24 protein-coding genes are annotated in these 23,564 nt (G+C 31.0%); 12 read left to right on the top strand and 12 right to left on the bottom strand.

Annotated elements, in window-relative coordinates:
* Positions 1-68 precede the first annotated feature (68 nt).
* The 5 genes from ACLII3_RS01765 to ACLII3_RS01745 all read right to left on the bottom strand — a co-directional run bounded on the left by ACLII3_RS01765 (position 69) and on the right by ACLII3_RS01745 (position 4,147).
* A complete protein-coding gene (locus ACLII3_RS01765; RefSeq protein ID WP_412985990.1) occupies positions 69-1,634 on the bottom strand; it encodes an Ig-like domain-containing protein in 1,566 nt (521 codons plus the stop codon).
* Between the two features lie 118 nt (positions 1,635-1,752).
* The gene (locus ACLII3_RS01760) at positions 1,753-2,478 is read right to left on the bottom strand and encodes an acetolactate decarboxylase (protein ID WP_412985989.1); all 726 of its coding nucleotides are present in this window, start codon (positions 2,476-2,478) and stop codon (positions 1,753-1,755) included.
* A gap of 25 nt (positions 2,479-2,503) precedes the next feature.
* A complete protein-coding gene (locus tag ACLII3_RS01755; RefSeq protein WP_412985988.1) occupies positions 2,504-2,938 on the bottom strand; it encodes a hypothetical protein in 435 nt (144 codons plus the stop codon).
* Between the two features lie 92 nt (positions 2,939-3,030).
* Positions 3,031-3,720, bottom strand: a complete 690-nt coding sequence (locus ACLII3_RS01750) for a helix-turn-helix transcriptional regulator (protein WP_412985986.1) — start codon at positions 3,718-3,720, stop codon at positions 3,031-3,033.
* A gap of 55 nt (positions 3,721-3,775) precedes the next feature.
* Positions 3,776-4,147 (bottom strand): VOC family protein, encoded by a 372-nt coding sequence (locus ACLII3_RS01745; RefSeq protein WP_412985984.1) that lies wholly within the window; start codon positions 4,145-4,147, stop codon positions 3,776-3,778.
* Positions 4,148-4,480: 333 nt separating this feature from the next.
* Here ACLII3_RS01745 and ACLII3_RS01740 point away from each other — a divergent pair, with 333 nt between their 5' ends.
* Positions 4,481-5,248: a hypothetical protein gene (locus ACLII3_RS01740; protein ID WP_412985983.1), complete on the top strand. Its 768-nt coding sequence runs from the start codon at positions 4,481-4,483 to the stop codon at positions 5,246-5,248.
* An 81-nt stretch (positions 5,249-5,329) separates the two neighbouring features.
* Here the strand turns inward: ACLII3_RS01740 and ACLII3_RS01735 are convergent, their stop codons facing one another.
* Entirely contained in the window at positions 5,330-6,319 is a 990-nt protein-coding gene (locus tag ACLII3_RS01735; protein WP_412985981.1) for a helix-turn-helix domain-containing protein, read from the bottom strand.
* A gap of 148 nt (positions 6,320-6,467) precedes the next feature.
* On the opposite strand from ACLII3_RS01735, the gene ACLII3_RS01730 reads away from it, so the two are divergent.
* From ACLII3_RS01730 to ACLII3_RS01695, 8 genes are read left to right on the top strand one after another with little or no spacing between them, the layout of a single operon-like run.
* The gene (locus ACLII3_RS01730; protein WP_412985980.1) at positions 6,468-7,562 is read left to right on the top strand and encodes a DUF2911 domain-containing protein; all 1,095 of its coding nucleotides are present in this window, start codon (positions 6,468-6,470) and stop codon (positions 7,560-7,562) included.
* Positions 7,563-7,578: 16 nt separating this feature from the next.
* Positions 7,579-8,949, top strand: coding sequence for a PDZ domain-containing protein (locus tag ACLII3_RS01725; protein ID WP_412985979.1), 1,371 nt, complete (start codon positions 7,579-7,581; stop codon positions 8,947-8,949).
* Positions 8,950-10,485: a hypothetical protein gene (locus tag ACLII3_RS01720; RefSeq protein ID WP_412985978.1), complete on the top strand. Its 1,536-nt coding sequence runs from the start codon at positions 8,950-8,952 to the stop codon at positions 10,483-10,485. It begins immediately after the preceding gene.
* Positions 10,486-10,525: 40 nt separating this feature from the next.
* The gene (locus tag ACLII3_RS01715) at positions 10,526-11,050 is read left to right on the top strand and encodes a DinB family protein (RefSeq protein WP_412985976.1); all 525 of its coding nucleotides are present in this window, start codon (positions 10,526-10,528) and stop codon (positions 11,048-11,050) included.
* Positions 11,051-11,069: 19 nt separating this feature from the next.
* Positions 11,070-11,945 carry a PepSY domain-containing protein gene (locus ACLII3_RS01710; RefSeq protein ID WP_412985974.1) on the top strand — a complete coding sequence of 292 codons (876 nt, stop codon included), beginning with the start codon at positions 11,070-11,072 and terminating at the stop codon, positions 11,943-11,945.
* 10 nt (positions 11,946-11,955) lie between these two features.
* Complete coding sequence (locus tag ACLII3_RS01705; RefSeq protein ID WP_412985972.1) at positions 11,956-13,110, top strand: serine hydrolase domain-containing protein; 1,155 nt, start codon at positions 11,956-11,958, stop codon at positions 13,108-13,110.
* A gap of 4 nt (positions 13,111-13,114) precedes the next feature.
* On the top strand, positions 13,115-13,591 hold the full coding sequence (locus tag ACLII3_RS01700) for a hypothetical protein (RefSeq protein ID WP_412985971.1): 477 nt from the start codon (positions 13,115-13,117) through the stop codon (positions 13,589-13,591).
* Positions 13,592-13,596: 5 nt separating this feature from the next.
* Complete coding sequence (locus tag ACLII3_RS01695) at positions 13,597-14,889, top strand: DUF885 domain-containing protein (RefSeq protein ID WP_412985970.1); 1,293 nt, start codon at positions 13,597-13,599, stop codon at positions 14,887-14,889.
* A 9-nt stretch (positions 14,890-14,898) separates the two neighbouring features.
* Here the strand turns inward: ACLII3_RS01695 and ACLII3_RS01690 are convergent, their stop codons facing one another.
* The 3 genes from ACLII3_RS01690 to ACLII3_RS01680 all read right to left on the bottom strand — a co-directional run bounded on the left by ACLII3_RS01690 (position 14,899) and on the right by ACLII3_RS01680 (position 18,627).
* Positions 14,899-15,555: an SGNH/GDSL hydrolase family protein gene (locus ACLII3_RS01690; RefSeq protein WP_412985969.1), complete on the bottom strand. Its 657-nt coding sequence runs from the start codon at positions 15,553-15,555 to the stop codon at positions 14,899-14,901.
* Between the two features lie 88 nt (positions 15,556-15,643).
* Positions 15,644-17,803: a M3 family metallopeptidase gene (locus ACLII3_RS01685; protein WP_412985967.1), complete on the bottom strand. Its 2,160-nt coding sequence runs from the start codon at positions 17,801-17,803 to the stop codon at positions 15,644-15,646.
* A 107-nt stretch (positions 17,804-17,910) separates the two neighbouring features.
* The gene (locus tag ACLII3_RS01680; RefSeq protein ID WP_412985966.1) at positions 17,911-18,627 is read right to left on the bottom strand and encodes a peptidylprolyl isomerase; all 717 of its coding nucleotides are present in this window, start codon (positions 18,625-18,627) and stop codon (positions 17,911-17,913) included.
* Positions 18,628-18,648: 21 nt separating this feature from the next.
* On the opposite strand from ACLII3_RS01680, the gene ACLII3_RS01675 reads away from it, so the two are divergent.
* Together ACLII3_RS01675 and ACLII3_RS01670 are read left to right on the top strand one after the other, a co-directional pair.
* Positions 18,649-19,290: an NUDIX hydrolase gene (locus ACLII3_RS01675; RefSeq protein WP_412985964.1), complete on the top strand. Its 642-nt coding sequence runs from the start codon at positions 18,649-18,651 to the stop codon at positions 19,288-19,290.
* A gap of 138 nt (positions 19,291-19,428) precedes the next feature.
* Positions 19,429-20,226: a lysophospholipid acyltransferase family protein gene (locus tag ACLII3_RS01670; RefSeq protein ID WP_412985962.1), complete on the top strand. Its 798-nt coding sequence runs from the start codon at positions 19,429-19,431 to the stop codon at positions 20,224-20,226.
* 5 nt (positions 20,227-20,231) lie between these two features.
* Here the strand turns inward: ACLII3_RS01670 and ACLII3_RS01665 are convergent, their stop codons facing one another.
* Together ACLII3_RS01665 and ACLII3_RS01660 are read right to left on the bottom strand one after the other, a co-directional pair.
* A complete protein-coding gene (locus ACLII3_RS01665) occupies positions 20,232-20,873 on the bottom strand; it encodes a hypothetical protein (RefSeq protein WP_412985961.1) in 642 nt (213 codons plus the stop codon).
* Positions 20,874-20,878: 5 nt separating this feature from the next.
* The gene (locus ACLII3_RS01660; protein ID WP_412985959.1) at positions 20,879-21,373 is read right to left on the bottom strand and encodes an RNA polymerase sigma factor; all 495 of its coding nucleotides are present in this window, start codon (positions 21,371-21,373) and stop codon (positions 20,879-20,881) included.
* A 133-nt stretch (positions 21,374-21,506) separates the two neighbouring features.
* Between ACLII3_RS01660 and ACLII3_RS01655 the strand changes: the two genes are divergently transcribed.
* Positions 21,507-22,784, top strand: coding sequence for an NAD(P)/FAD-dependent oxidoreductase (locus tag ACLII3_RS01655; RefSeq protein ID WP_412985957.1), 1,278 nt, complete (start codon positions 21,507-21,509; stop codon positions 22,782-22,784).
* On the opposite strand, the gene ACLII3_RS01650 is transcribed toward ACLII3_RS01655, so the two are convergent.
* Positions 22,781-23,452: a lysoplasmalogenase gene (locus tag ACLII3_RS01650; RefSeq protein WP_412985956.1), complete on the bottom strand. Its 672-nt coding sequence runs from the start codon at positions 23,450-23,452 to the stop codon at positions 22,781-22,783. The two genes, ACLII3_RS01655 and ACLII3_RS01650, sit on opposite strands and share 4 nt — an antisense overlap.
* Positions 23,453-23,564 lie beyond the last annotated feature (112 nt).

Raw genomic sequence — 23,564 nt, 5'->3', positions numbered from 1 at the left:
AGTAAATAAACGAATTTACTCGTTTTTAGTAAGAAAATCAATACGTATTTCTACGTAATTTTAGCACTTTAATTTAAAATAAGACGCTTTACGTTTACTTGGTTGTTAGCTTCAATTTTTGCAAAGTATATACCTCGTGTTAATAAGGATAAATCTATTGTATTGGAGTTGTGTATGGTTTTTAAAGTCTTGCCATTAACATCAAAAATGGTAATGCTGTCTATAACGTTTTGGGTGTAAATATTAAAAATAGAATTGCTTGGGTTAGGAGCAATGCTAATGGTGTTTTCTAAATCAATGTCTGTGATACCAAGAGTGTTATCTACACCAGCTCTAATGGCAAATGTAAATTCAGATTCTTCATAATCGTTGGTCAACAATGTTACTAAGGCATTGTTTTCGGCTGAAAGAAAGTTATTATGACGTATGGTAAACACATACGATTCACCAGGAATTACAACAACTGGCAAGCTGTTAAATCCTAAAAGTTCCCATTCAAAATCGTCCACAGCTGTAATACTAGCATTGGTTATTTGTAAAAGGTCGTTTCCTGTGTTTTCTATTATAAAATCATTTTCTATACTGCTAGTGTTTAATCCAAAATCTGTATTGTTTAAAGCAGTTACAGTAGTATCGCCATCATTAATTGGTTGTGAGTTTCCTGTAATTTCTATTTCTGAGCCATTAAAAACTAAATTAATAAAATCTGAATTGCCATTTGCTGAAGCTTCAAGGACAACGGTTTCAGCTTTCGTATTAGTTATTGTTATGCTAGAAGTACAATCGCCAAAATTATCTGTAGTGCAAGAATTTGCTGATAGGATTGCATCACCACTAATAGAAAAGTTTAGGTTGTGTATTCCATTAATTAAATTTTCAAAAGCATCTTTTAAGTTAACCGTAAACTCTATAGTATCAATACCATTGGCTTCAACTGTGGTGCTATTAAAAGTGATTGATTGGTTAAAATCTATGCTTCCTGCATCTATATTAAAAGTACTGGTTGGACCAATAGTAGCATCTTGAGTAAGTTCAAAAGTGTGAATTCCAACGATAGTTGGATTATATGTGAAGCTGTAAGTGCCATTGCCAATATAAGTAGGATTGAGAGTGGCGCTGCCATCTCCAGAGACTGTAATAATAAAATCTGACGAAACGTTTTCATTAGTTCTTGGATTTCCAAACACATCATGAGCAGCAACAGTTATAATAAATGGTTCGCCAACCACAGGAGTATTAGAGCTATATTGAACTACAGAATTGGCAACGAATTCTTGGGTAGGAAATATGGTAGTTGTTTGTGGACTATTACTTAATGCTCCATCATTTATTGTGGCAGTAATTTCTGCTGTTGTAGCCATGGTCATGGTGAAGTTAACAGAACAATTTCCGTTAGCATCTGTAATGCATGTGTTTGCTGGACTATATGTAGCATTATTATTATCGCTAATGGTAACAGTTTCGCCTTGTACAGGCATATTAGAAGCATCTAAAATTGTTACTTGTACTTGTTGTAGCAGTCCAGCTAAACCATCATCTATATAAGTAATTGACGAGTTGGCAGCAGAGGCTTGTCCATATATTTTGAAAGAAAAAAGGGTTAATAACAAAGTAAGTTTAACAAGCTTATTCATGTTTGTAGTATTTGAAAACGCAAAGCGAAGTTAACTTATTTGTGTCAGAAAATCAATACGTGTTTTTACGTGGTTATGATTGAATTAAGTTGAAAAACAGTGTTTTATAGTCTTGGTTTTATTTTTTAGGTAAATACAATTTCATGTTTTTTATATCTACCTCGTCTAAATGACCCATTTTAGTTTCATCTTTTGTAATTAAGTGTAAATGAATGTTGGAGTCATGATGTGTGAAAACGCCTTTATGTTCGGTTGAGAAAAACCCAACAATAGTAGCTTGTTGCTCTTCTAGTTTATAGCTAATCTGTCCTTGATGAGCTTCTTTTGGAGACGACACTTTTGTGCCTTCAGGTAGATTTTGAATATGGATAACTGCGCTTGAAATAGTTCCAGTTAATTTGAAGGCAAAAGGTCTTTTATTATCAGTCGTTTTTTGGTCAACCAGAGTTTCAATGTCTTTAATGGTTTTGATGTTAGATGGTAATTCTATTTCATCCCATTGGGTTACATTTGTGTAAACAAAAAAAGGTGCAGTAACATCAAATGTTTTTTCAACTGTCATAGTTGAGTCTGATGTAACTTTTGAAACGTAGCTATTTCCATCAACAATAAGCAATTCACCAGTTAAATAACTTTTAGGTCCAATACCATAAAGCCCTTTTTTATTAGTGATGGTGTCGAGGTTAATATTTCCTGCTAATTCGCCTTTCCACATAACATTTTTCATTGCACTTACAATAGTTATATCTGGATAAGTTTTAATAGCAGTGTTTTCCTTTTTATTTGAATTGCAGCTAAGTGTACTAATGATTGTAATTACTAGTAGTATTTTTTTTAGTGTCATTTTTATATTCTCTTGTTGTTGCAATTTAAGGTAATTCGCTTACAAGTTTATTACCAAGATCCTTTTTTAAAAATGAATATTTTTTTGCCGAATCGTTAGAGTGTACCCAAATAATAGGCTTATGATCTTTTAGTTTTTCTACTTGTTGTAAAGGTGTAGTTATTGTTTTAGTATTACCAAAAATATTGGTTAAATACAGTTTAATATTGGTATTATCTAAAGAGTAATTATAAATATAGTTATGGTTTTTTTCTTGAAATACAACTTTTAAGATTGTACCTGTCCAAATACCAATAACAATTCCAATATTAGGATTAATTAAAGGTGTTAGTTTAAATAAGAAATACAATACAGTTATAGTAATAGGTATTGTTAACAACGATAGCTGTTGCTGTAATAATTCTTTTCTAGAAATTGAAAGATAACTCTTGTTATCTGCTGAATGGTTTTTAGTGAACACTTGTATGATTTGGGCTAGATGTTTAACAAAAAAATAATCTAGCAAAACTACTTTGTTACTTAACTAAAATCAATACTTATAAATAAGTATTTTTAGTGTTTGTAAGGAGAGGCTTTAAAGTGTTCTCTAAAGCTAAACTGTCTGTCTTTAAAAGTGTCTTGTAATATTTTAAATTGCCTAATTCTATCAATGCGAAAAGCACGATAGTCGTTTCTTAAATGGCACCAAGCAATGAGTATCCATTTATTTTCGCTTGAATACATAGCACAAGGTTCTATAGTTCTAAAGGAAACGTTTTCTTGATTAAGTTTTTGGTAATTGATTTCTACCAAATTAAAATTAGTAATGGCTAATTGTATTTCGGAAAGCGCATTACTATCTATGGTTTCACGATTGTTATTAAGTACATAAATTTTATCGCTAAGTAACTCACTTTTTTCTTGAATAGAGGTTCTAAAAACCGATTTTATTTTGGTTAAGGCTGCATTAAAATCGTTAACAAAAGATTGGTCTTTAGATTGGTTTATTATATGTTCGGCAGTAATTAAGGCATTGGCTTGTTTTTCGGTAAATTGCACTGGAGCCACAGTATAACCATCCATTATGCTATAACCACGACCTTCAATAGTAATAACAGGAACACCAGCGTCTTCTAACTTTCTAATATCTCTATATATAGTACGAATGCTAACCTCGTATTTTTGAGAGAGCTCAGTAGCTGTAATTAAACGCTTAGATTTTAAAAGCGTGAGTATGGATATAAGTCTTGCTAGTTGTGACATAAGACTATAAATATAGTGAACCCATTACGGATTCACTATACTTAACATTGGTTTTCTAGTTCATAGAATGTAAAGCAATTTTATTGCCTTCAGTGTCTATAAATTGTGCCATAAACCCATGCTCTCCAATAGCAGTTTTAGGCATGATTACTTTTCCGCCAGCGTCTTCAACTCTCGATAAAGGTGCGCTTAAATCGTCACCACCATTTAAGTAAACAGTGACACCATCTTGAGTTGGTTTAGCAAATTCCGATTTAATTAAACCACCACCAACACCATTGTTTTGCATGTCGTATGGTAACATTCCATATTCTACATCATCCATTGGCATATCTGTAATTTCGCTTGCAAGGACATTTGAGTAAAACTTCTTTGCGCGTTGGTAGTCTGTTACTGGAATTTCAAACCAGCTAATTGCATTTGTCATAATTGTTTGTTTTTTGATTATGATGCAAATGTAGTTGTGTTGATGACAAATTATGTCAGGGGTTGAAATTTATTTTTTTATTCTAATATTTTAAGGGAATAAGTAAGAAAGCTAATACGTGTTAATACGTGTTTTTTAATTTTATGTATTTGATTTTGAGTGTGTTATTTTTAAAAATTGTATCTTAGCCTTACTCCAAAGATGATCTCTCATCTTAAATGAATGTCATAGTACATTCATTTATTATACGACAAGCTCCCTAAAACATTTATTACAACTTAATTGCACAATAGTTGTGCGGGATAATTAATTAATCAACCAAAACAAGTAAATATGTTTAAAAAAGTTTTTGCATCAGTTTTGATGTTAGTAATGGTATTTGGAGTTTCAGTAACTCTTAATGCTCAAGAAGATAAAGATTACCAAATGTGGGAAAGCATTATGCTTACTCCAGACAATACGAAGCTAAAAATATTAGCAGATAATATGCGTAAGCATAATGAGAAATATCATAGTGAGGACCCTTACAAAGCAACAGTTTACAATATTAGTTCTGGGCCAAATTCTGGTAAAATTATTTGGGAAATGGGACCAATGATGTTTAAGCATAATGATACAAGACCAAGTGATGGAGGACATGATGATGACTGGAGAGATAATGTGATGCCTTATATAAAAAAGGTGCACACTATTGAATATTGGTCTAAAGATGACAAATTATCGAATACTAGTTCTTTAACCGATAATAATTCTGACCATCCAATTATGTTTGTTAGATACTTTGAAATTAATCAAGACCATAGTTATACTATGAAATCTGTGTTTAAGCAAGTAAGTGAAACGATAAAATCTCTTCCAGGAGACAATCCTTGGGGATTGTATTATAATGCCTTTTTGCAAGGTGATTTAGGGCGTCACGTAGCTGCAGTTAGTTTTTATAAAAATTGGGCACAGTTTGATGAGGATAGAAAATTTAAAGATGCCTACGAAAAGTTACATGGAGATAATACTTGGGATAGCTTTTTAGACACTTTAGATGATACATTTACCAATCGTTGGGACGAAGTTTGGATATACAATAAACACATGAGTGGCGATTAACAAAAAAATAATCAACCTACTTTTTTAATAGTATAATGTTGTAATAAAAATCACTATAAACCTTGGCAATTTGCTGAGGTTTTAGTTTTTAGAAAATATTTGAGCTTGGTACTCTCTAGGAGACATTGAAGTTTCCTTTTTAAACGCATTATAAAACGTAGAAGCTGTATTAAAACCTACATCGTAAGCAAGGTCTTCAATTTTTTCGTTAGCAAATTCTGGTTGTGATAACTTTTGTTTAATAGACTGTATTCTAAAACTATTAATTACCTCAGGAAAACTTTTATTGTAAATAGATTTTGTGGCTTTTGATACCAAATAGGTTGGCGTGTCAATAGCTTCAGCAAACTGAGCTAAGGAAATGGCTGGTTGCATAAAAATTTTATCCTCTTCAATAGCGACTTTTATTTTTTGTAATAACTCTGTAGGTAAAGCTTTAGCACTCGATTTTTTTACCACTACAGGCGATTGTAAAGCATAAAAGAATAAGAAATACATTACTAAAGAAGATAAACCAATACCAATGGCATACGTATTAATATTTTCACCAAGCAATTGATAGATTAATATTATTGATAAAACTACCAAAGCGTAAAAGAGAGCTTTATGCCATTTGGTTAATTCAGCAGCTTTAGATTTAAATACAAATTGACTAGCAATAAACCCTAAATAGGCTGCTAAACTTATGTTTGCTAATAAGTAAAGGTCGTAAGCAAAATTACTATTGATTAAAATAATGGTAAATCCAGTAATGGGAAATATGAGGTGCAATAATTGTATTGGTTTCACCTTAAACTCATTGGTTTGATTTATTGAAAAATAAATCAATGCTAAAGGACCAATACAGGCAAAACCAAAAAAGCCTAAACCAACTCCTAATGGAGAAATTTCTGGTAAAGCATAATAAAAAATAGATTTAGCAATTCTGAATGCAATAGCAATAAAAAGGAAACCAAGTGTGACATCTTTTACTCTGTGTTGTTTTTTTATGAATAGAAAATAACTCGCTAAAAATCCACAAGAAGTGACAGCAATACTTGAAAAAATAATTAAGACTAAAGCGGTATTCATCTCTGTTTTGGTTTCTACAAATATAACTGTTAATGTAGTGTTTGTTTTGTTAAAATGCTCTTAAATCTATCTCCATATTTCGCGAATTAGGAGATTTTAGAGATGTTAAGAGGCTAGTTTTGTGTGTATAAATCAATAAAAACACATTATGCTAAAAAAGTACTACACAACAACAGTTTTATTATTAGTTACATTTTTTTCTTTTGCACAATTCCATACTTTGAACATGCCAAAGTCTAGTCCAGAGGTTCAAGAAAGTCAAAAATTAGGCGTTACTAAAATCACGATTAATTATAGCAGTCCATCAGCAAATGGACGTGATGTTTGGAATGATCCAAATATTATTCCGCAAGAAGGTAACCCTATTCCATGGCGTGCTGGTGCAAATATGAATACAACTATTGCATTTAGTACAGATGTGTTAATTGAAGGACAAAAACTAAAAGCAGGAAAATATGGTTTTCATATCATTCCAAAAGGAAACACATATACCTTGTTATTTGCTCATAGTAACGATCAATGGGGAAGTTATTATTTAGATGTTGAAAAGGATGTTACCTTGAGTGTTGATGTGGACGCTGTGGAGTCTCCATTTTCAGAACAAATGGATTTTGAATTTTTAGATCGTACTGAAAATTCACTTATAATTGGATTGGAGTGGAATAAACGTCGCGTTCCATTTAAGGTTGAAGTCGATTTAAATAAAACGACTGTTGCAAGTCTTAGAAGTGAACTTAGAGGTATAAATACATACCATTGGCAAGCGTGGAACGATGCTGCAAATTGGTGTTTAAATCACGATACTAACCTTGAAGAAGCACTAGAATGGGCAAACAGATCCATTAATGGTGGTTATGGTGGTTTTGCGGCCGATAAAAACTTAAGAAATTTAGGAACCAAAATAAGGCTTCTTAAAAAGTTAAATAAAACAGCAGAATTAGAAACTACTAAAACGGAAGCAAAAGCATTATATGCTACTGCTAATGAGGCAAACGGTTTTGGAATTTTCTTAATGCGCAACGGATTCTATCAAGATGCATATGCTTACAATAAAGAGAAGTTTCAACAATATCCTGAGGCTTGGTTTTTACAACTTAATAGAGGTTTAAGTCAATACTTTTTAGGAAACACTAAAGCTGCAGTAAAGGATATTAAAAAAGTTATGGAAGCTGCACCAAAGCAATTTCATAATAGACTTAATGAGATTGTTAACGAAGTAGAATCAGGAACATATACATTATAAAATCATCTATCAAAAAATGAAACGATTTACATATATCAGTCTACTAGCGTTTTTGCTAGTAGCACAACAAGGGTTAGAAGCACAAATATTAAAGCGTAAAGGCATGTTAGGTATCATGATGCAGACGCTAAATGAAAATATTGTTGCTGAACAGGACTTACAAGTTAATTCTGGAGTACTTATTACTACTGTAATGCCAAATTCTACATTTTCAAATTTAGGTGTAAAACAAGGCGATGTGCTTACAAAGTTAAATGGAACTGCAGTAAGTACAGTTCAAGACGTATTGGCTATTACAGGTCAATTGTATGAAGGCGATAAAATAAAAGCTGAGTTTTATTCAAATAATAAAAAAGAAAGCAATACAGCTGCTTTAAAAGGAAGACCTATAGAGTCTTTTGAAAATGGGAATGTAACCTACAGTGAAGTGGTTTATAAAGACAATGTCTTGCGAAGCATATTGGTGACACCAAAACATAAGCAAAATGCTCCAGTAATTTATTTTTTACAAGGTTACACTTGTGGTTCAGTAGAAACTGTTTCTAATGATAGTCCAATGAAAAAACTGTTAAGTGATTGGGTTAATGCTGGATTTGCTGTATATCGTTTAGAAAAACCAGGAGTAGGTGATAGTAAGAGTAAAAAGCACTGTTCAGAAATTAGTTTTGATGAAGAATTAATTGCTTTTAAAGAAGGCTACAAGGATTTATTAAAGCAAAAATCTGTTGATACAGATAATATCTTCATGTTTGGACATTCTATGGGTGGCGTTATAGCACCTCTTTTAAACGACATGAAATCACCACGTGGTATTTTAACTTATGGAAGTATTGGGAAAAACTGGTACGATTATATGATAGATTTATATACTATTCAGCCTAAACATTTTGGTGTATCTGATGCTCAGATAAAAGAAGACAGTAAAATAAATTTACAGTTTAATGATGACTTTTTAATTAAGAAACTATCTGGAGAAGAGATGTTGAAAAACAAAACCTATGCAGACTTTTTTAATCAAGGCGATTTTGAAAACAGCCAATATATAGGACGTCACTTTGCATTTTGGCAAAGCTTAGTAGATGTAGATATTATTAAAGCGTGGGCAAAAGTAAAGACCAATGTTTATGCTATGCATGGAGAGTTTGACATTCAAGCAATAGATGAAAAAGGCGCTCAAAAAATTGCAGATATAGTGAATGAAAATGGTGGTAAAGGCGATTTTATTTTAATTAAAAATGCAGATCATGGTTTTGTTAATTTTAACTCTATGCAACACAATGCTGAAACTTTAGGAAACGGAACGTATATGCAACATGCTAGAGATAATTATAGCAGTATGTTAGGTGCCGAAAGTGTAAAATGGATTCAGGCTAAAGTTAAAATATAAATGAAGTTAAAGGTTTTTATTGGTTTAAGTTTTTTATGCTGTATTAGTATGCTTAATGCTCAGGACGTTAACTTTAATATAGACCAGAAATTATGGCAGGAGGATTTTCAGTTTTTAAAAAAGAAGATTGAAAAAACGGTTCCAGCGTATCAAATTCCTGAAAATAAAAAGGCATTTGATGAGGTTTATGAAATTATTCGTGACTCTGATGTTGGTAATCAAAAAGAAGAGATTGTTTATGGTTTACAGCGCTTATTAAACACGCTAAATGATGAAGGTTGTAATGTGCCTTTATTTCAAAAAGGTGTGGCACTAAAACTTTCGCCAATAAAAACCTATTGGTTTAATGATGGATTATTTGTGCTTGATGCAACAGAATCCAATAAAGATATCATTGGGCAACAAATTGTAAAAATTAATGATGCACCAGTAGAAGAAGTTTTTGAAACATTAAAACCACTTATAAATGCAGATAACGATTATTATAAAAAGCATTTGTTTCAAGCTTACGGATTGATGCCATCAGTTTTAAAATTAATGGGTTTTGGAAATAATGACAATGAGGTTTCTTTGCAATTTGCTTCTGGTAAGACTAAGCAAATAATAAGTAGTTCTATTAATGATTATGCACAATTATCAAGAGGATTGCCTAACGATGAGCTTTTTAGTTTTACAAATACAAGTCATGAAAATGAAAATTATTGGTTTGAATTTCTTCCAAATTCTAAAACACTGTTTGTGCAATTACAGCGTATTGTAAATAATGAGAATGGTGAATCATTTTCAGATTTTGTAAGCCAAATAGAAACACTTATAAAAAGAAAGAAAGCAGATAAGATTATTTTAGACGTACGCTATGGAGGAGGAGGTAATGGTTTTAAGCTGAAAAAGTTTACCGACCTTTTAAGAGATGCAAAAGCCATTAATCAAAACGGAAATTTGTTTGTCCTTACTAGTAGAACAACACGAGGAACATTATTAGAACTAGTCTCCATTTTAAAATTAAATACTAAAGCTGTTATTGTGGGAGAACCAACAGCAGAAGGCGTAAATACTGTAGGTGATATTAGGTATGCAACCTTACCTAATTCTGGAATAATAGTGTCATTGACGCATACACTTTGGTCAACTAGTTGGGAGAAAGATACAAGTACATTTTTACAACCAGATATTCTGGTTAAGTATTATTATTCTGATAAAGCTAGCAATCAAGATTCATGGTTAGATGCTGTTAGAAGTTATAAGGTTAAAATATCTCGTGTTTCAATCCCAGATGATTTACAAGAAGGGTTAATAGGTACCTATAAAATTGAAGGAAGAAAGGTAACTATAGAAGATAGAAATGGGAGGTTATTCTTGACTATGAATAGAAAGATGAAGAGCTTTTTTGAAATTCATACAGAGCTTTATTTTCAGTCTGATGGTGTGCTTGCTACAGATATTGATGGAGTGGAAATCAAGTATAATAAGAATAGTTCAGGTGTTTTAAAGTTACAATATATCCAATGGCAGCATCTTAATTTAAAAATCGATTAAAGAGTTACAGTTGTAATTTTTAATATTAAAAAAATCACTTATGAAAAAAAATATCTACATATTTATAGCACTAGTACTAGTTGCAGTATCAGTAAAATCACAAGATTTTGATTTTGCTAAAAATCAGATAAAAGTTTGGGAGTTAGCCAAACAACGAACAGTTGAAGTAGCTAAAGCAATGCCAGAGAGTAAATATAGTTATAGTCCAACTTCCGATGTTAAAAGTTTTGGACAACAAATGAATCATATTGCAAATAGTATGCTTTCTATGCATACACGTTTTATACTAGGAAAAAGTTATTCTGGAAGAGAAAAAGATGCTTCTACTATGACCAAACAACAAATTATAAGCGATTTAGAAACTACATTTGATACTATTATTAATGATATGAAAACATTATCAGATACAGCTTTAAAGGCAACAGGGAAAAGTCATGGAGCGTTTCCGCTTACTAAATGGCAGTCCTTATTGTTTATGAGGGATCATATTACTAATCATAGAGCAAAAACAGTGTTATATTTAAGACTAAATAATATTACACCACCTAGATATGGTTTTAATTAAATTTATATAAAAGTATTTAATGTCAAATAAAAGTAAGCTCAAGAAATTTCATAAACTAAATAGACGCATTCATTTGTATGCTGGTCTTTTTATGATTCCATATATCTTTATTTTTGGATTATCAGGTTTAATGTTTAATCATGCAGCATTTATGAGTGAGAATAGATCTGTAGAAACATTTCATTTAGAAGGAGATAGTCAACTAAATAATCTATTTCCTAATATCAATACTTTTGCGGCAAGTATAGCAGACTCTATTAAAAATCAGAATAACATTAATAGTTTTAAACTTGATAACATAAAATATAGTAATACCATGATATTGAGGTATACTAATAAAGAGGCTGATCATAGAGTTAAAATTGATATTCCTACAAATAATGTAGAAATGATTGTTTTACCTGATTTTGTAGAAAATAATACAGTAAATAGAGGGATTATCAATGCTCCAAAAAAACTTAATACTGATGACATTTTACAAAAAGTAGAAAAGGCCTTAGAAAATCGTGGTATAACTCCTGATAGATCTAGAGCGCAACGAATTCCAAATTTGGAATTTGATCTTACTACTAATGATAATGATTATAGAGTAATTTATAATTTACAGTCAGGAGATTATAGGCTAATAGATCTTCACCAACGAAAATTTAAATGGAATTATTTTTTTGTAAATCTACACCAAGTACATGGTTATCCAGTAGCAGGTTTTTCTTTGGAATGGTTATTTGTGTTTTTTGCAGATTCTTTGGCTGTGTTAATGATAATTTGGGCAATTTCTGGATTAATCATGTGGTATAAAATGAAAAGGCAATTTGTAATTGGGCTTGTTTTAATTGGTGTTTCCATAATTATTGCTTTGGCAATTATGATTAATCAACTTGAATTAGGATATTAATAGTTAAATCATGAGAAAGTTTAAAATAATTGGTTTGAGTAGTTTCTTCTTATTTATGGTAGGTGCTTTATTCGTCTCGTTTAACGATTATGAGGAGCCAAATGAACACAAAGTTACTGTTCAAAATATTTATGAAGAGACATTACATAATTTTGGATTATCATCTAAAATGAATGATTATAATGTTCCAGGAATCAGTTTTGCTATTATTAAAAATGGAAAATTGATTTGGGCTAAAGGTTTTGGGTACATTCAAAAGGGAAAACCAGAAAAGATTAATACCGAAACTATGTTTTCGGTAGGTTCAGTTAGTAAGGTTGGTGCCGCTACCATTAGTTTAAAATTACAAGAACTAGGAAAATTAGATATTGATAAAAATGTAAACGAATATCTAAGTTCATGGAAGGTACCAGATAATCAGTACACCAAAAACAATGCTGTTACATTAAGAAAAATCATGTCTCACACTGCTGGATTAACTGTACATGGTTTTGCAGACTTTCTTCCAGATGAAAAATTGCCAACAACTGTACAAATTTTAAATGGAGAATGGCCTGCTAAAAACAGTAGTGTCTATGTAAATATTCCTATTGGTAGTAAGTTTAGGTACTCTGGTGGAGGTACTACAGTTGAGCAATTAGTAATTGAAGAGCTAACAAATAAAAAGTTTCATGTTGCAGCAAATGAATTATTGTTTCAACCACTAAAAATGAACAGAAGTAGTTATCAAAATCCTTTACCAAAATCATTCGGAAATATTGCGAAAGCACATAATAGAAGTGGAAAACCTACTGCTTTACCAAGAGGTTATCAATCTATGCCAGAAGCTGCTGCCTCTGGTTTATGGACAACTCCAAGTGATTTTTCAAAATTGATGATTCAACTAATGAAAGCTCATCAAGGAGAAAACACATCTTATCTGCCTAAAAAAACTGTAACAGATATGATGCAACCTGTTGCGCCTAGTGATTATGGATTAGGACCTAGAATAAATACCAACGGACAAAATATTGAGTTTTCTCATGGAGGAGCAAATGATTCTTATAGAGCTCATTTTTCAGGATTTTTACCTAATCAAAATGGTTATATCATTTTTACAAACGGAACAAGAGGTTCAGGTTTAATAAATGAATTGCGTCCACTTTTTAACAAATTATTGAATTAATAAAATGAAACCTCTTTTTACACTACTTATCGTATTAATACTATTTTTTGGATGTAATCAAAAAGAAGAAAATTATACAATATCAGAAAAAGACAAAAAAGAAATTGAAACACTAAAGAAGAATATTCCTTTAATTCTCGCTAATGAAGGATGGGAAGCTTATGAAAAAAAGTTTTCTAAGAATTATAAAAATTGGCATATGCTTGGAGATCAAATTCGTAATAGAACCGAATATCTTTCTCTTGTAAAACAATGGTATGATGCAGGTAACAGAGCTAATGATAGCGAAGTAGAATCGGTAGATTTTATTCCTATAGCCAAAAATAAAGTCATGTATTTGCATAAGCAAATCGAAAAATTCGATTTAGTTGATACAGAAGATAAGGTTGCACGAGACATTCGATTTATTGGCATTTTTATTAAAGAAGAAGGCGAATGGAAAGTTGATTTTACAGCATTTATGGATGCACCTAAAACATAATAAGTATGATAAGAATCCATAACTATTTACTGATAATTTTATTAGCTTTTTCTCAAGCAGTTGTATCACAAAACAGCAATGTCAATAAACTTAGAACTGATTTTGTAAAAGGATACAGAGCGTTACAATTACCTTATTTACAAGTGAATTATACTCAGAATTTAGGAGCGATAAAGCAATCATCTGAGATTAAAAATCAAGAAGCTTTTTTTCTAACATTTCAAAAGCAATTAAAAAACATATCTGTTCATAATCTTGATGAATATCAACTATTGGATTATCATTTAATGCGTTATGAAATCGATTTAAATCTAGAACGTATCTTTTTAGAGAAGCAATGGAATTACAATACTCATCTAGACGATACAAAAAGTATTTATTCTATTAATAATGGTAAAAAATGGTATGCCTACCTTTTAAAACGTTGGGTAAATGCAAATGTAACACCAGACGAAATTTATAATTTTGGTTTGCAAGAAATAGAAAAAGTGAAAACTGAAATGAAAGCCATTCAAGTAAAATCTGGTCTTTCTGAAAAAGCTTTTAATGCTTATTTAAATGATACTTCTTTTTATTTCAATACAGTAAAAGATATCCAGTTTAATTTTGAGAAAGTAAAAAAAGAGGTTGCTAAAAAATCAGCTGAATTATTTCCATACATTGATAAAGTTCCAGATGTAACAATTGCACAAGGAACAAACGAAGCGCTTTCTCAAGTACCAGCTTATTATAATAACAATACTTTTTTCTATAATTACTTTGACAAGCCTTTTAACAAGCGTCAATTTGATTGGATATACATCCATGAAGGCATTCCAGGACATCATTATCAAATGAACCTAAACAATGTTATAAAACGTACAGAAATACAGCAATTGTTTTGGTATTCTGGATTTGTAGAAGGTTGGGGAGCTTATGTAGAATATTTAGGTAAAGAGTTAGGCGTTTATAAAACAATCTACGACGAATATGGTAAATGGGAATGGGATTTAATTCGTTCGGTAAGAGTAGCTTTAGATGTCGCTATAAATTACTACGGATGGTCTGATGATAAAGCACTGTTATTCTGGAAAGAGCATATAAAACATCAAGATAATATTGGTGTTAGAGAAATTAATAGAATGAAACGTTGGCCTGCACAAGTAGTTACTTATAAATATGGTGCAAATAAGTTTTTAGAGCTCTTAAAACAAGAAAAATCAAAGCATGATTTTTCCTTTAAATTGTTTCATAAAAAGCTATTAAAATATGGTGATGTGCCTTTGACTAAAAGTATAGTAGATGTTTTGTGTAATTAAAATAATAGATTAATAATCACTTTTTTGTGTAATTTTTTTACTATGTAGTAATAAGTTTTCTACAATTATTTTTGCTGCAATTTGACTACCTGTTATTGAAGGATGAAATCCATCAGAGCTATAATATTTTTTATTGTTTGTAGTGTCAATATATTCTTTCCATACTTTTCCAACTGGTAGTAGAATTGAATTGTTTATTTCTGCTGCATCTTTATGGTTTTTTATAACATCATCAAATGTATAATAGTATCTTAATGAAGGCCAAACAGTAAAATAGCATAATTGAGTTTGATTTAGCTTACATAAATCATTATATTTTTTACCATATTCAATTAACATTTTCCTTCCATTTTTTTGAGAAGAAGGGCCTTGTTGAATAATAACAAAATCATATTTTTTGCTGGAAATATGTTTTTGCACTTTGCCATCTTTCCAATGATCTTCAATTGCATAGTTTGGATATGCGATCATTTTAGTATTAAGTGTTATGCCATATGGTTTAGCATATTCTTCAACTAGTTGCGGTAAATTATTTGTATAAGTTAGACTATTACCAATAAATAAAATACTAAGCTTTGTTTTGGAGCTTTGATTTATCTTTTGTTGGCTGAGTACATATGAAAATGTATTAAGTAATATTAAAAAAAAGAAAACCCCTTTTTTCATAATTGAAAGACTTTATAATAATAACTTAAAATATAATAAATAAAAAAGGAAGTGTAACACACTTCCCTTTTTTATAATTCATTATCGTTTATTTGGTTACAGGAAAACCTCTGTCACGCATTAGTGCTTCAACTTTAGCATCGCTACCTCTAAATAACCTGTAGGCTTCAGCTGGGTCGATTGAGTTTCTAGGAGCAAATAAATATTTAACTAATTTATCAGCCATTTCCTTATCATAAAAACCTCCAGGAGCTTCTGTGAATGCTTCTGCAGCATCAGCAGTTAATACATCAGCCCACATATAACCATAGTAAGCAGTAGCATATCCTTCACCAGAGAACACGTGTCCAAAATGTGGTGTTCTATGTCGCATTGGTAATTCTTTAGGCATTTTTAGTTCAGCTAAAGTTTCACGCTCGAATTTGTCTACATCAATATTTGCTGGGTCTGCTAAATGAAATTTCATATCCATAATTGCAGATGCTAAATATTCAGTAGTTCCAAATCCTTGGTTAAATGTAGCAGCTTTTTTAATTTTTGCTACTAATTCTTGAGGAATTACTTCTCCAGTTTTATAATGAACTAAAAATTGATTAATCACTTCATCTGTAGATAACCAACGTTCTAATAATTGAGATTGAAACTCAGTATAATCTCTAACACCTCCATTAAGTGTTGGGTATTTTACATTAGAAGAAAAGAAGTGTAATGCATGTCCAAACTCATGGAAGAATGTAGTAGCGTCATCCCAAGAAACTAAAAGTGCTTCACCAGGAGCAGGCTTTACAAAATTTGAGTTATTTGATGCTAAAACAGTTTGCTTACCATCAAAAGTTGTATGACTTCTATATGTTGTAGCCCAAGCCCCAGAACGTTTTCCTTGTCTAGCATAAGGGTCTAAATACCATAAGCCAATATGTTCTCCAGAATCTTTATCTGTTACTTCCCAAACATTTACATCTTCATGAAATACAGGAACACTACCTTCTGGAACAGGTGTAAAGTTATAGTTAAATAAACGACCAGCTACATAAAACATAGCGTCTGTTAATTTGTCTAATTGTAAATACTGTTTTACTTCATCGCTATCTAAATCGTATTTAGCTTTACGAACTTTTTCAGCATAATAGCGATAATCCCAAGGCTCAATAGTAATGTTATCTCCATTAGCATCAGCTACTGCTTGCATATCAGCTACTTCTTCACTAACTCTAGCAATTGCTGCAGGCCATACAGTTTCCATAAGTGCCATAGCATTTTCTGGTGTTTTAGCCATTCTATCTTGTAAACGCCATTCTGCATAGTTTTTATGACCTAAAAGCTCTACACGTTCACGACGTAATTTCAAAATATCAGCGATAATTTGATTGTTATCATACGCATCACCATTATCACCTCTTGAGTAGTAATTAGACCAAACTTGTTTGCGTAATTCACGCTCAGTAGAGTACGTTAAAAATGGGTCCATTGACGAGCGTGTATTAGTAACTGCATATTTGCCATCTTGTCCTTTATCAGTTGCGATTTTTGCTGCCGATTTTATATAACCTTCAGCTAAACCTCCAAGTTGGTCTTTAGTTAAATATGTTACGTAGTTTTCCTCGTCATGTAATACGTTGTCTCCAAACTTGTTATAAAGTGTAGAAAGTTCTTTGTTAATAGCTGCATAACGTGCTTTTTTATCAGCATCTAGTTCTGCACCATTCATAGCAAAACTATTGTATGTTAAATCCACAACACGCTGTTGGTCTGCTTCAAGTGGTGTTTTTTGAGATGCATCGTAAACAGCTTTTATACGCTGAAATAATTTTTCGTTTTGGTTAATTTTTGAAGAGAATTCAGATAGTTTAGGAACCAATTCTTTTTGTATTGCTCTAAACTCTGGCGAAGACATATTACTACTTAAAATGCCATAGTATGAAAATACACGATCCAACTCAGCTCCAGAACGTTCCATAGCTACTATGGTGTTTTCAAAAGTTGGAGCTTCGGTACTGTTAGCAATAGCATCAATTTCTGCAAGGTTTAATTCCATACCTTTTTCTACTGCTTCTTTAATGTCTTCTACTTTCATTTTGTCGAAAGCAGGTGTACCTCCATAAGGTCCTGTCCATTCTTGTAATAGTAAATTGTTGGTCGTCATACTAGTGTCTTTAGTTTCGACTTTGTCTTCTTTACAACTTACAAATGCTACCATTATGCTTAAGCTAAAAACTTTAGCATACTTGGTGATTGATTGTGTTGTCATGTGGTTGCTTTTTTTAATTAATAAATGTTTCCTTAATTCTTTTTAGAATTTTGGAGCTACAATGTACTTAATTTTGGTAGAAACTTTAGTTAAAATGCTGTGAAGATTTAATCAAGTATTTCTACTCTTTTTATGTAGATGTTTCTTAAAGGCCAATCAGCTTCATCACGTTCTACAGCAGCAATTTTATCTACTACGTCCATTCCTTTAGTAACACGACCAAAAATAGTGTAGTCACCATCTAAAAAGTATGCTCCAGGAGTTTGCTGCACTATGAAAAACTCGTAAGGAGATGCTAATTTATGAGGGTTATCAATCTCACTACTAGGCATACTTATTACACCTCTGTGGTGTTTGTAACCTTTTTTTGTATCTGTAGGTAATAAGTATTTTCCAATTTTTTTACGTTTTCTAGAGGTTGCTTTGTCGTCGCTATTACCTGCTTGCACCATGAAATTATTTATTACACGATAAAATTGGGTATTATTGAAGTAATTCTGTTTTGCTAAGTATATAAAGTTTGCACGATGAAATTTTGTGTTGTTAAAAAGCTGAATATCAATATTACCAAAATCGGTTACTATTCTAACTTTACTTTCTTTGTGTTCTTTTTCATATTGTAAAAAGAACTCCATTGCATTTTTATCGTTTAAAACTGGATAAGATTCTTCAGTATCATTTACGCTTATTTTTTTACTATTGCTAACCGAATCTACTTTAGTTTTAGTAGGCGTTTTTGCTGAAGGTATAGTTTTCTTTTTAGATTGATTATCTTCACAATTAAAGAGTAATACAAATACACAGAATAATAAATACTTTTGCATTAAGTTATATTTAATTTCACTATGAACTTTGACGAATTTTTAATATCGATTTCAAAAATAAAAAATATAGAGTTACCAGCTCAAGCTTCTCAATTTAAAATGTCACCTCCATTTAGACAAGAACTTATAGAGAAGTATAAAGAGCGTATGAAAAGTGCTAAAAGAGCAGGAGTAATGGCTTTATTTTATCCAGATAATATAGGAGATACTAAATTGGTACTTATTTTAAGAAAAACGTATAATGGAGTGCATTCTGCACAAATTGGGTTTCCTGGAGGAAAACTAGAACCTAATGATGATTCGTTACAAGATGCAGCTGTTCGTGAAACCTATGAAGAGGTAGGTGTTTTAGTATCACAAATTGAGGTGCTTAGACAAATGACAGAAGTTTATATTCCACCAAGTAATTTTTATGTGCAGCCTTTTTTAGGTATTTCTAGAACCACACCAAAATTTATAAAGCAAGATGATGAAGTGGAATTAATTGTTGAAGTGTCTTTAAATCATTTTCTTGATGAAAATATTGTAGTGAGTAAACTAGTAAAAACATCATTGAATACTAAAATAGAAGTGCCAGCATTTGAACTTAATGGACATGTGGTTTGGGGAGCAACTGCAATGATGTTGAGTGAGATAAAAGATTCGTTAAAAATGCTTTTATAATTAACTTTTTTATTTTTTTGTTGAAAATCACTGAATTTTAATGAAAAATGGCATGATTTAGTAGTTTTTTGAGATTTTCTTATAATTCATAAAGCGAAAAATTGTGTACGTTTGCATTCTCTAAACTAATTATAACTTATGGGTATGTTTAAGAAAAACCCTTTTGGACACTATTTGTTTTTAAAAAAATGGCTTATTAGAATTGCTGGCGCAATGTCTCATAGACGTTACAGAGGTTTTAATGAAATGCAAATTGATGGTTCTGAAGTGTTAAAAAACTTACCAGATACTAATGTTTTATTTATATCTAATCATCAAACATATTTTGCCGATGTTGTAGCAATGTTTCATGTATTTAATGCTAGCTTAAGTGGTAGAGATGATAACATTAAGAATATTGGCTATTTATGGAATCCTAAGCTTAATTTATATTATGTAGCTGCTAAGGAAACAATGAGTTCTGGCTTGTTACCAAAAATATTAGCATATGCTGGCTCAATAAGCATTGAACGTACGTGGAGATCTGCAGGTAAAAATGTTAACCGTCAAGTTAAAATGAGTGATATTTCTAATATTAAGAAAGCACTAGATGATGGTTGGGTTATTACGTTTCCTCAAGGAACAACAACTCCTTTTAAGCCAATTAGAAAAGGAACTGCTCATATAATAAAGCATTATAAGCCAATCGTTGTGCCAATAGTTATTGATGGTTTTAGACGTTCGTTTGATAAAAAAGGACTTCGAATAAAAAAGAAGAATATTTTGCAGTCAATGGAAATTAAAGAACCTTTAAAAATTGACTATGAGAACGAAACAATTCCAGAAATTGTTGAGAAAATTGAGTATGCTATAGAGCAGCACAAGTCATTCTTAAAAGTAATTCCAATGAAAGAATTACTAGCTCAAGAAGAGCTTAATAAGCAACGCGAATGGTAAGTTACTTAAACTTCTAGTTTCTTTAATTCGTTATAGTTTTTATTTAAACGTTTTAATAGAATACCATATATTAAATAATACAATAATAGTATAACAGCAATAGCAATAGCTAATACAAGTAGTGTTATTAAAATTGTAACTGCGTAAAATTTAAATAATTCACCATTAGCAGAGGCTTGTTCTATAACAGAAATCATTTCTTCATCTTTATTAAACTGTATACCTAATACTGCAAAAGTTGAAATAAATAAAAAGATAAGATTAAACCCTACATATTGCTTAACAGTTTTGCGTGTTTTTAATATGTTTTGCATCAGTTTCTTTGCATTATCTGTTGCTGAAATATTTTTGTAATTCATATAGAATCGATAGAAAAAATAGCCTAAAATAATATAGCTAGAAATAGTAAGCGGAATAATAATATTATCGGCATTATAACTTTCAAATCTAGACATGGCTTCAGTATCTTTTAAAGCAAATGATATAATGCCCCAAAACACAAATTCTAATAGAGAGATTATAAAAATCCATTTCACAATTGAAGAAGATTTTTTTAAAATCATGCTGTATATCTCGTCATAGGAAAGTTTAGGAAACTTGTTTCCTTGTTTATTCCAGTCTTTTTTTAATAATTCTAATTCATCCATAATGCTTACGGATTTAGTATGGTTTTTAGTTTAGTTTTTACACGATTCATTTTCACTCTTGCATTTACCTCACTAATTCCCAAGGTTTCACTTATTTCTTTATAGTTTTTGTCTTCTAGATATAAGAAAACAAGCGCTTTTTCAATGTCATTAAGTTGGTGTACTGCTTTATATAAAAGCTTTAGCTGTTGCTCTTCAGTATCATCGTATTCTTCAGCTTTAATTTTAAATTGAACACCTTCAAATTCTTGTGTGTTAATTCTACGCTTGCTTTTTCTATACAGTGTAATAGCTGTATTTAATCCAACACGATACATCCAAGTACTAAATTTGGCGTCACCACGAAATTTAGGGTAAGCCTTCCATAATTGTATGGTGATTTCTTGAAACAAATCATTATGCGCATCTTGATTGTTGGTGTATAACCTACAAACTTTATGCACAATGTTTTGATGCTTCTCAAGCAATTCTACAAAACTATGTTCAAGCTTTTTATCCAATATCGATTAGTTAGTTACTATGTAAGTAGCTTATTTTTTTAAATTGTTACAACTGCGTTAAAATAATATTTAAAAATAGTTTATAAAGTGCTTATATCGTAAATTTGTAGTACATTTTTTTGACACTGCTTTTATGAATATTCCTAAATCAAAGTACCCTCGAGTAGTTATTATTGGAGGAGGTTTTGCTGGAGTAAATTTAGCTAAATCTCTAGCAAACAATAATGTTCAAGTTGTTTTATTGGACAAACATAATTATCATACATTTCAACCTTTATTATACCAAGTATCGACAGCTGGGTTAGAACCAGATTCGATTGCATATCCTCTTCGAAAAATAATAAAGAATCATAAGAATACAGTATTTAGGTTAGCAGAAGTCAATTATATAAATTCTGAAAAACAAGAGGTTGAAACTTCTATTGGAAATATTGCTTATGATTATTTAGTGATAGCAACAGGAACAAAGACTAACTTTTTCGGTAATAAGAAAGTTGAAAAGTATAGTATGCCAATGAAAAAAGTACCTCAGGCATTGAACATTAGAAGCTTGATATTACAAAATTTTGAAAAGGCTATTATTACTAAAGATGAAGCAAAACGTAAAGCCTTACTTAATTTTGTAATAGTTGGAGGAGGACCAACAGGAGTTGAGCTTGCTGGAGCGATAGCCGAATTGAAGAACCACATTTTACCGCATGATTATCCAGATATGGATATTAACAAAATGCAAATTCATTTATTAGAGGGTAACGATAGAGTATTGCCTCCTATGAGTAGTCATGCTTCAAAAAAGGCTGAAGAGTTTTTGTTAAAACTAGGTGTGAATGTGCACTGTAGTACGTATGTTAAGGATTATGACGGAAATCAAATAACTACAAATACTGATTTAGAGTTACAATCAGAAACACTTATTTGGGCTGCAGGTGTAACTGGTGCTCCAGTTAAAGGTTTAAAAGCCGAAGTATTAATGGATAGAACTAATAGATATAAGGTTAACCAATTTAATCAAATAGAAGGCTATGATAATTTATTTGCGTTAGGAGATATTGCCTTAATGAAAACTGAATTGTATCCTAATGGTCATCCGCAAGTTGCACAACCAGCTATTCAACAAGGTAAGCTTCTAGGAAAAAATCTTATAAGGAAAGTGAATAATCAATCAATGAAACCATTTATTTATAATGATAAAGGCTCGATGGCAACTATTGGTAGAAATAAAGCTGTTGTAGATTTAAAGCATTTTAAATTTGCTGGTTTTTTTGCGTGGTTTGTATGGATGTTTATTCACCTTATGGCATTAGTAGGCTTTAGAAATAGGGTTGTAGTTTTTTTTAATTGGAGTTATAACTATATAAACTTTGACAAAGCAGCTAGGTTAATAATTAGACCTTTTAAGAGGGAAGATTAGTAGTTTTGAGATAATATTCCTCTAACAATTAAGTATTGAGCTAAACCATAAGTAAGCATGATACTAATGTTACTATGCCATAAAGGTTCAACAAACTTGTTTAAAGCTAAAATACTATCAGAAATTATGAAACTTACAGCACCTAAAAAAACTAAAAGGTAGCTACGAATAGTTACATTTCCTTTTCTTAAATATGCCGAGACAGCCATTGTTAGTATTATAACCATATAAACTAAAACAGGAGCAAGCATTTCACCTAAACCATCTTTTAGGATATATAATAAAATAGCTCCATAGATAAAGAGGGTAATTCCAATTATAGTAGGGTTTCTAGTATTGTTCTTGCGTTTCAAAAAAACGAAGACATACATTATATGCGCAATTAAAAATGCTGCTAATCCACCAATAAAAAACATTGGAGAATCATTGTCAAACATTAATAAAATATCACCTAACAATGAAAATATTAAAGCTCCCAAAGTAATTAGTATGGTGAATTTTGAAAGCCCATTACATTTTTTTATAAAAAAAATAATCAAAGAAGTTAATATAGCAGGTTTTGCAAAGTAATGAAGCATTGCAATTTCTTTTACAGAGCTACTAATTATAGTAGTTATTACTATAACAAAGTAAAAAACAGTAAATAAGGTTAGCTTATTAGTTTTCATTAGTTGGATTTGAGTTTTAAAGATAATCAATTCGTCTGTAATTTTTTACAGTTCGGTAATTATAAGTTTTGGTTAAGAAGGTTATATCGCAATTTTGACCCATCAATCAAAC

This window comes from Pontimicrobium sp. IMCC45349 (assembly GCF_047219225.1).
In the GTDB taxonomy this organism is placed as follows: Bacteria; Bacteroidota; Bacteroidia; order Flavobacteriales; family Flavobacteriaceae; genus IMCC45349.
This window is presented reverse-complemented; position numbering and strand designations above follow the sequence as displayed.

What these genes read in the sequence shown, in the direction of transcription:
- ACLII3_RS01765 (WP_412985990.1), bottom strand. Translation starts at nt 1,634, where the DNA reads ATGAATAAGCTTGTTAAACTTACTTTGTTATTAACCCTTTTTTCTTTC.
- ACLII3_RS01760 (WP_412985989.1), bottom strand. Translation starts at nt 2,478, where the DNA reads ATGACACTAAAAAAAATACTACTAGTAATTACAATCATTAGTACACTT.
- ACLII3_RS01750 (WP_412985986.1), bottom strand. Translation starts at nt 3,720, where the DNA reads ATGTCACAACTAGCAAGACTTATATCCATACTCACGCTTTTAAAATCT.
- ACLII3_RS01745 (WP_412985984.1), bottom strand. Translation starts at nt 4,147, where the DNA reads ATGACAAATGCAATTAGCTGGTTTGAAATTCCAGTAACAGACTACCAA.
- ACLII3_RS01740 (WP_412985983.1), top strand. Translation starts at nt 4,481, where the DNA reads ATGTTTAAAAAAGTTTTTGCATCAGTTTTGATGTTAGTAATGGTATTT.
- ACLII3_RS01735 (WP_412985981.1), bottom strand. Translation starts at nt 6,319, where the DNA reads ATGAATACCGCTTTAGTCTTAATTATTTTTTCAAGTATTGCTGTCACT.
- ACLII3_RS01730 (WP_412985980.1), top strand. Translation starts at nt 6,468, where the DNA reads ATGCTAAAAAAGTACTACACAACAACAGTTTTATTATTAGTTACATTT.
- ACLII3_RS01725 (WP_412985979.1), top strand. Translation starts at nt 7,579, where the DNA reads ATGAAACGATTTACATATATCAGTCTACTAGCGTTTTTGCTAGTAGCA.
- ACLII3_RS01720 (WP_412985978.1), top strand. Translation starts at nt 8,950, where the DNA reads ATGAAGTTAAAGGTTTTTATTGGTTTAAGTTTTTTATGCTGTATTAGT.
- ACLII3_RS01715 (WP_412985976.1), top strand. Translation starts at nt 10,526, where the DNA reads ATGAAAAAAAATATCTACATATTTATAGCACTAGTACTAGTTGCAGTA.
- ACLII3_RS01710 (WP_412985974.1), top strand. Translation starts at nt 11,070, where the DNA reads ATGTCAAATAAAAGTAAGCTCAAGAAATTTCATAAACTAAATAGACGC.
- ACLII3_RS01705 (WP_412985972.1), top strand. Translation starts at nt 11,956, where the DNA reads ATGAGAAAGTTTAAAATAATTGGTTTGAGTAGTTTCTTCTTATTTATG.
- ACLII3_RS01700 (WP_412985971.1), top strand. Translation starts at nt 13,115, where the DNA reads ATGAAACCTCTTTTTACACTACTTATCGTATTAATACTATTTTTTGGA.
- ACLII3_RS01695 (WP_412985970.1), top strand. Translation starts at nt 13,597, where the DNA reads ATGATAAGAATCCATAACTATTTACTGATAATTTTATTAGCTTTTTCT.
- ACLII3_RS01690 (WP_412985969.1), bottom strand. Translation starts at nt 15,555, where the DNA reads ATGAAAAAAGGGGTTTTCTTTTTTTTAATATTACTTAATACATTTTCA.
- ACLII3_RS01685 (WP_412985967.1), bottom strand. Translation starts at nt 17,803, where the DNA reads ATGACAACACAATCAATCACCAAGTATGCTAAAGTTTTTAGCTTAAGC.
- ACLII3_RS01680 (WP_412985966.1), bottom strand. Translation starts at nt 18,627, where the DNA reads ATGCAAAAGTATTTATTATTCTGTGTATTTGTATTACTCTTTAATTGT.
- ACLII3_RS01675 (WP_412985964.1), top strand. Translation starts at nt 18,649, where the DNA reads ATGAACTTTGACGAATTTTTAATATCGATTTCAAAAATAAAAAATATA.
- ACLII3_RS01670 (WP_412985962.1), top strand. Translation starts at nt 19,429, where the DNA reads ATGGGTATGTTTAAGAAAAACCCTTTTGGACACTATTTGTTTTTAAAA.
- ACLII3_RS01665 (WP_412985961.1), bottom strand. Translation starts at nt 20,873, where the DNA reads ATGGATGAATTAGAATTATTAAAAAAAGACTGGAATAAACAAGGAAAC.
- ACLII3_RS01655 (WP_412985957.1), top strand. Translation starts at nt 21,507, where the DNA reads ATGAATATTCCTAAATCAAAGTACCCTCGAGTAGTTATTATTGGAGGA.
- ACLII3_RS01650 (WP_412985956.1), bottom strand. Translation starts at nt 23,452, where the DNA reads ATGAAAACTAATAAGCTAACCTTATTTACTGTTTTTTACTTTGTTATA.